This is a genomic window from bacterium (assembly GCA_040757115.1).
GTDB lineage: Bacteria > UBA9089 > CG2-30-40-21 > CG2-30-40-21 > SBAY01 > JBFLXS01.
The window spans coordinates 1-7,714 of sequence record JBFLYA010000177.1 but is presented as its reverse complement, the minus strand read 5'-3'; the positions used below and the strand labels follow the sequence as shown (position 1 = coordinate 7,714).

The window sequence follows — 7,714 nt, the reverse complement described above, 5'->3', positions numbered from 1 at the left end:
CATTTACCCTGTTTCTCTTTATCCTATAGAGATAATAATAAAGGATCCGGTCATAAAAGTCAAGTTTCTTTTTGTTCACAATCAAAGATTTCATAAACTCTCCCATGAGGAGAGAAATATTATTAAACCTGAAATCGGCAAGTAAGATTCCTCGCTACGCTCGGAATGAGAGTTAAAAGTCTTTTTCTGTCATTTCGAGCAAAGTGAGAAATCTACACTTTTGAATCGTATATATCTGTTTATGCCGTAAGGAGTTAATTGATTAATCACCCTTTCACTTGCCGATTCCAGGTTAAATATTAATTATAAATTAATTAATAACTATATTAAACATATTATACGAGGAGGTCTTACCATGAGGAAATTACTAAAACTGTTATGTGGAACGCTGTATATAATTAGCATTTCTTTATCCACTATTAATGCAGGAGAAGTTGTTAATAATCAAACTTCATTGCTACTAAAATTAGATGTAGTTTTATCTAAAAATGAATATTTAGAAAGAGAACCCATTATAGTAAATGCCACTTTGACAAATGGTGGTTCAGTATCGTTAAAAGTTGCAGAGCCATTGGTGTTACATCATTTTCTTAAATATAAAATAATAAAAATTGGAGGTGATATATCTAAAGAACCAAGGCTCATGCCTATGATAGTGGGTTTTCCTAAGGATTACGGGATAAATTTAACACCAGGTCAATCAATCAGTTGTGCTTGGAATTTAAATGAAGACTTCCCCTTTGGATTAAGTTTAGGAGATTACAAGATTAAATTTATTTATACTACAGAAGGATATCAAAAAGAATATCCAGAGATATACTCTCAACATATTGAATATGAAACTATTTCTTTTAGAATAATTCCTCCTGCCGGAAAAGATAAAAAAGCATTAGAAATTTGGAAACAAGCTCTTGAAAAATTCAATTTACATGGCAAGGATAAAGATAATAGATTAGCATTAAAGTACTTCAAAAAGATAGTCAGAGAGTATTCTACCAGTAATTATGCAATACATGCTTATTATTATACAGGTAAATGTTTTTTAAGACTCCATGATTTTGAACAAGTAATTGTTGAATATAAAAATTTTATTAATAAATATCCTGATTATCCATATTACAGTGAAAATAGCCAGAAATTTATTGCTGTGGGTTATTATATGATGAAAGATTATAAAAGAGCAAGACTTGCGTATCAAAAACTTCCAGATAGTTATGAGAAAAAGCAGTGGATTAAAAGATGTGAGGATAAATTGTTAAAGTAAAAAGTAAAATAAGCAGGTCAGGATTAAGGGCACAGTATCAGGGATTTCTTGTAAGTGGTACTCATGTAAGAACAAATCCAAATACGAAGGACTTGTTCATTTATGATGAGGATAATATTTATCTTCGAGGGAACTTTACCTCTGCATCAGGAATGAGTGTTCATTATCAAATAACTGCTGATGAATTTAATGGGGTTACCAGTAGAGTAGTCAATTTTAACCATAAAACTGCTCATATTGTTGAGCAACATGGGCTATGGTTAATAGATTTTGATTTTGGTCCTCCAGGTCCAGGTTCAGATCGGGAGGAGTATCATCATTGGGGGCTATCCTTAGGTCCGAATGGACCTCCTAAAAACCATCCCGAAATTAGATGTGATGTAGAACAGGTGAGATGGGATGAGAAGTGGGATCGTCCAGATGGAGCAAACGATAGATCAGCTGATGCTGTAATGCATAATATTACTCATGAATTAGGACATGGTATCTCAATTGCTCATCATGATCCACCCACTGCTGGTGATACTTCATGTGCGATGAGATATTTGTGGGATGAATGGAATCTATATCGAAAACCTCATCTTCCAGAGCACTCCGGCACTAATGATGCTGATGGATGGAATACAATGCCAATTGGCGTAGATTTTTGCTCAGATTGTAAAAGTCAGTTTGAGGTTAGTGATAAATAAGGAAAATTTAAATCTTTCACAAAAAGGAGGGAAATACAATGATAAGAAAACGAAAATCTTTTACAAATTTATTTATTTTTTCTATAAACCTAATTATATGTAGAGGAATATCTCCTGTTTATAGTTCTTCGATAAAGGAAGAAGACCTGGAACTCAAATTCTCTACTCTTGGACATGATAAATGCTTGCAGGGGAAACCACTATCCTTCGAAATTTACTGGGTTAATAATGCAGGTATTAGGCAATTTAACAGAATTCAAAATGAGAAATCTTATGGAAAAGAAGTAAAAGAGAAGATTATTAAAGTAAAGATAGCAACTCCTACATGGAGATGGGATGATAATCTGAAAATTAAAGTGAACAAGGTTACAAGAACATCAGGTGAAGTTATTCGTCGAGAGGAAAAATTGAAAGATATTAATTGGTGTAGGTATTACTCCAAAATACACGATTATAAGGAAGATAAAATAGAACTTGTGGGTTCAGGCGGAGATGTACGAACGAGATGGGTTATTCCACCAGATATAACTGCTAAACTTGAACCAGGGGAATATGAAATTACTGGTATCTACGACTCTCGTTCTGTATCTGATAAAGACATCTTTCATGGATTACTTATTGCTAAACCAGTCACTTTTTATATAAAAAAACCAGTTACTAAGAGAGAAAAAGCTATAGTATTACATGAACAAGCTAATTATTATGGAGATTTAGAAAAGGCAAAAAAAACACTTAGAATTGATCCTACATACTACCAAGCACATCTTACTTTAGCATTTAGCTATTGGTGGGGAACAGGTGAGTTAGAGAAGGCTATTGAGGAATTCGAGATATATCTCAAAGAGTATCTTAAAGACCCTACTATACCTGTAGCTGAATGTGGTGGTAAAGAATATGAAGAGTATCGTATAAAAGGATTCATAAAAGAGATAAAGGAAGTATTAAAAAAGCGTGAAGAGAAAAAATAAAGGGTAGCTTAGGGTCGCGGGGGTAGTTTAAGGTCGGGGGGAGTTTAGAGTTTATAGAGTTTAGGGTCGTATAGAGTTTAGGGTCGTAGAGTTTAGGGTCGCGTAGAGTTTAGGGTCGCGTAGAGTTTAGGGTCGTAGAGTTTAGGGTCGGGGTAGAGTTTAGGGGTAGAGTTTAGGGGTAGAGTTTAGGGGGTAGAGTTTAGGGGTAGAGTTTAGGGTCGTATCTTGAATTGTGAATTAGATATGGTAATCGAATTAAGCGAATTTAACTAAAGGAAAAGATTAGTTTGATTCGATTACTAAAAGACAAATAGAAATACAATAGAAATTCATGGAAATTGGTGGAAATTTATAGTAAACGGATTTAGCGGATAAAACGGATAAAAATTAATGAAAATCTGATTAATCAGTTGAATCCGATTACTATATACCAAAGGGTGGTGAAAGATGTTCAGGACACGATTGTTTTTAATGCTAAGTGTAGTCCTTATTTCCAGTTTTTGCTATGCTGAGATAAATGATGGTGTTAAGTGGTTGTATGACAACCAGAATATCGATTATTCGTGGGGCAATCCTGATACTACCGGGTTTAGAGATACCTGTGTAGTTACGCAAACATTATTAGATTTAGAAGGGACTAAGAGTAATCTTTTGCGGGCAATAGATTATATCGAGGCAACTGAACTCGATGTTTGTGATTATTTAGCACGGAAAATAGTAGCTTTGAATTCAGCAGGTATAGGTGTAGGTACTTTAACAGATATTTTAGTCTCGTATAAAAATGGTTATTATAAAAATTTTGGGTATCAGAAGGATGATTTAGGTAGTCCGTTGGATACAGGACTTGTTCTAATGGCATTATTAGCGTCTAATTATAGTGGAATTCAAGTTTATGTAGATATAGTTAATTTTTTATTATATAGTCAAGGTAATTATGACTATTGGCGATTTAGCCCATTTGAAACCTCCGGAAGTATATATTGTACCTCACAAGTTATCCTTTCTTTAGTTCAAGTATTAGACGCAGGGATATTTACTCATCCAAATGATATAGCAGTGATAAAAGGTGCTATTAACAAGGGAACTAACTGGTTAAAAGGACAACAAAATCAAGATGGTGGTTTTGGAAAGGATGGAAGCACTATCTATGAGACCTCAATTGTAGCATTAGCATTTTTAGGACAACCAGAATTGAGAACCTCACAAAATTTAAAACAGGCATTAAATTATATTCGTAATCATCAGCAACCAAATGGTTCCTGGAATGATAAAACCTACGATACCGGTATAGCTTTAAAATCACTCACTCAACAAAGGGTAATAGTTAACCCTACATCAGGAACTATAGGAACGATAGTAGAGATAGCAGGTAAAGGATTTGGTCAGACAGAAAGTATTAGCATAGACTTTGGAACAACTGAGACTATTACTACCTCAATTACCAATGCAAAAGGGACATTTACTGCTACTTTTACGATTGACATACAATTAGCTGGTATGACTACAATTAAAGCTACTGGGCTTAATTCTGACCTGAGTGCTGATACATACTTTAAGATAATTTCTGTTCCTTCTGCAGAGATATTTATAGAGCCTACTTCTGGGACAGTAGGAACAATTCTTACCATAACAGGTGATAGATTTGGGCAAAATGAACAAGTAGCCATAGATTTTGGGATAACTAAGACCATTGCTACTGCACAAACTAATCAAAATGGGACTTTTACTGCCACATTTACAGTAGATTTACAGGCAGGATGTGGGACATTAACTGTCAGGGCTAAAGGACTTAGCTCTGGCTCTGAGGCAGAGGCATATTTTGTGATGCAGGCACAGATTACCATGGTAACACCAATTCATGGCACAGTAGGGAGTATTGTTACTGTTGCTGGTAATGGCTATCATGCCTATGAAGAAATAGCCATTGACTTTGGTATCAATCCGAGTATAACTCTGGCGATGACAGATAGTTTAGGTCAGTTTAAGACTACATTTACAGTAGATACACAGGCAGGCTGTGGGACTGTAAGTGTAAGTGGTAGAGGACTTATCTCTGGTTGTGTTGCCTATGGTTGGTTTGTTATCAAAGGCAATATTATCTTAGTCTCACCTATGTTTGGGACGGTAGGAACATCTGTAACTGTTTTTGGAAATGGTTTTGCTGGGCAGGAGGAGATTTATATTCATTTTGGGACGACCATCAGTATTGCTCTTAGTTCTACTGATGAGACAGGTTCTTTTAGGCAGACATTTATAGTGGATACCCAACCGTATGGGACTAAAAGTATAATAGTTGTTGGAATTAAATCAGGTTGCCATGCTCAATCTTTGTTCTTTATCCAGCCAGAGATTAAAGTAGATAGTCCATCAGAAGGGACAGTAGGGACACTTGTGTGTGTGATAGGCAATGGTTATGGTACCAGCGAACAGATAGGCATAGATTTTGGGAGGACGATAAGTATTACGACGACTACAACTGATGCGGTTGGTAGGTTCGTTGCTACATTCACTGTGGACATTCAGGCAGGATGTGGGACATTAACTGTCAGGGCTAAAGGACTTAGCTCTGGCTCTGAGGCAGAGGCATATTTTGTGATGCAGGCACAGATTACCATGGTAACACCAATTTATGGCACAGTAGGGAGTATTGTTACTGTTGCTGGTAATGGCTATCATGCCTATGAAGAAATAGCCATTGACTTTGGTATCAATCCGAGTATAACTCTGGCGATGACAGATAGTTTAGGTCAGTTTAAGACTACATTTACAGTAGATACACAGGCAGGCTGTGGGACTGTAAGTGTAAGTGGTAGAGGACTTATCTCTGGTTGTGTTGCCTATGGTTGGTTTGTTATCAAAGGCAATATTATCTTAGTCTCACCTATGTTTGGGACGGTAGGAACATCTGTAACTGTTTTTGGAAATGGTTTTGCTGGACAGGAGGAGATTTATATTCATTTTGGGACGACCATCAGTATTGCTCTTAGTTCTACTGATGAGACAGGTTCTTTTAGGCAGACATTTATAGTAGATACCCAACCGTATGGGACTAAAAGTATAATAGTTGTTGGAATTAAATCAGGTTGCCAGGCTCAATTTTTGTTCTTTATCCACCCAGAGATTAAAGTAGATAGTCCATCAGAAGGAACAGTAGGGACACTTGTGTGTGTGATAGGCAATGGTTATGGCACCAGCGAGCAGATAGGCATAGATTTTGGGACGACGATAAGTATTACGACGACTACAACTGATGCTAATGGTAGATTCATTAGTTATTTTGTAGCAGATATACAGCCACCAGGCACAACTACAGTTGTAGTTAGAGGTCTCCAAACAGGGGCGTATGCAATAGCCTTTTTCTTTATCCTTGAAGATACGATACCACCTGTTATTGGACATACCCCGATTACTGAAGCACCTGCAGGTCTGCCAATGATAATCAGGGCGACGATAACCGATAATGTTAAGGTTGAACAGGCGATTTTATACTGGAAGATAGGTGGCACAAAAACCATCTCTTCTACAGTGATGACTAATGTAGGTGGTGATTTGTATCGAGGAACTATTCCTGCCTCTAATGTAACGATGCGAGGACTACTTTATGCTATCTGGGCAACTGATGGCAAGAATGACACTTTATCAACTATCTGGACGACGATTACTTATGGCACAGTTAGCTCAGGTAAAATTGGTGCTATTTATCCAACTTACAAATCCATCTCTGTTCCTGTTCATCCCGTGAATCCTGACCCGGCAGGTGTGTTGTGGAATTGGGGTAATTTTGAGCAAAATGTCAGATTGGTCTATTTCGATGGGAGTAATTGGGTCATTCATAATCCGCCAGCCTCAACTGTCCCAAACTTTGCCCCGGAGATAGGCTATGGGATTACCGCAGATAAAGATAATGAAATTATTGTTTATGGGAGTTCGACTAATCCTTCTGGTTATTATGTTATTCCATTAAAAGGCGGTTTGCCTGAAAGGTGGAATCATATTGGACACCCATATCTTTACCCGGTGGCTTTAAATGCGCAGGTAAAGTTTCGCAAAGGAATAGAGGTAGTTGACCCGGTGACGGCTTATGTAAATGGCTGGATAAAGAGTTCATTATGGTATTATGATGGGATGGGATTTAAGATGGTGTCATATCCTGGCGTCCTTCGTCCCTGGATAGGATATTTTATCCCGGTGACAGTGGATTGCGAGATGCTCGTTCCAGCAGAGGAGATAGGTAGGAAACACACCCCTAACCCCTCTCAAGAGGGGAAGAGTTTCTGTCCGATAGAGGAGTGGGTGGTGGAAAATGAAGTTCGTAGTGAGAGTGAAGTGGATGAGTTTAACCCAATCAAACATAAGGATAGTTGGGCAATCCAGCTTTCAGCTAAGGCTGGTAGCCTGACTGATAGATTCAACTTTGCTGGCGTTAGCTCTGAGGCGAGTGATGCCTATGATGATGGATATGATATTGCTGAAATTCCAATGTTACCAGCAGAGGAAGGAGAATTCGCTCCTGTTTATCTTGCGTGTTACTTTATTTCACCGACGGAAGATGAATATGGCTCTGACTATCGCAGTGAAGTAGAAACAAGCAAGGAATGGAAATTTAGGGTAGAGCAGGTAGGAGAGCCAGGGAAAGTAAAGATAAGTTGGGATATTACCACTGTGCCACTCCAATACTATCTCTACTTAAAGGATAGAGATAATCTGATTGATATGCGCAAGAATAAGAGTTATAGTGGCAATAAAGGAGAGTATAGTCTGATAGTCAGTAAAGAGCCGATAAAGGTAGTGTT

The 7,714-nt window shown here is 37.4% G+C and carries 4 protein-coding genes; all 4 read left to right on the top strand.

The features are described 5' to 3' along the window. Nucleotides 1-355: 355 nt before the first annotated feature. The gene (locus AB1422_13935) at nt 356-1,264 is read left to right on the top strand and encodes a tetratricopeptide repeat protein (protein MEW6620413.1); all 909 of its coding nucleotides are present in this window, start codon (nt 356-358) and stop codon (nt 1,262-1,264) included. A gap of 92 nt (nt 1,265-1,356) precedes the next feature. Beyond that, the gene (locus AB1422_13930; GenBank protein MEW6620412.1) at nt 1,357-1,953 is read left to right on the top strand and encodes a hypothetical protein; all 597 of its coding nucleotides are present in this window, start codon (nt 1,357-1,359) and stop codon (nt 1,951-1,953) included. 38 nt (nt 1,954-1,991) lie between these two features. Then, entirely contained in the window at nt 1,992-2,921 is a 930-nt protein-coding gene (locus tag AB1422_13925) for a hypothetical protein (GenBank protein MEW6620411.1), read from the top strand. A 447-nt stretch (nt 2,922-3,368) separates the two neighbouring features. Next, nucleotides 3,369-7,714 (top strand): prenyltransferase/squalene oxidase repeat-containing protein (locus AB1422_13920; GenBank protein ID MEW6620410.1); only part of this gene is annotated, 4,346 nt, incomplete at its 3' end.

Bases quoted from the DNA above. Each gene is read 5' to 3' on its own strand.
- AB1422_13935 (MEW6620413.1), top strand. From the start codon at position 356: ATGAGGAAATTACTAAAACTGTTATGTGGAACGCTGTATATAATTAGC.
- AB1422_13925 (MEW6620411.1), top strand. From the start codon at position 1,992: ATGATAAGAAAACGAAAATCTTTTACAAATTTATTTATTTTTTCTATA.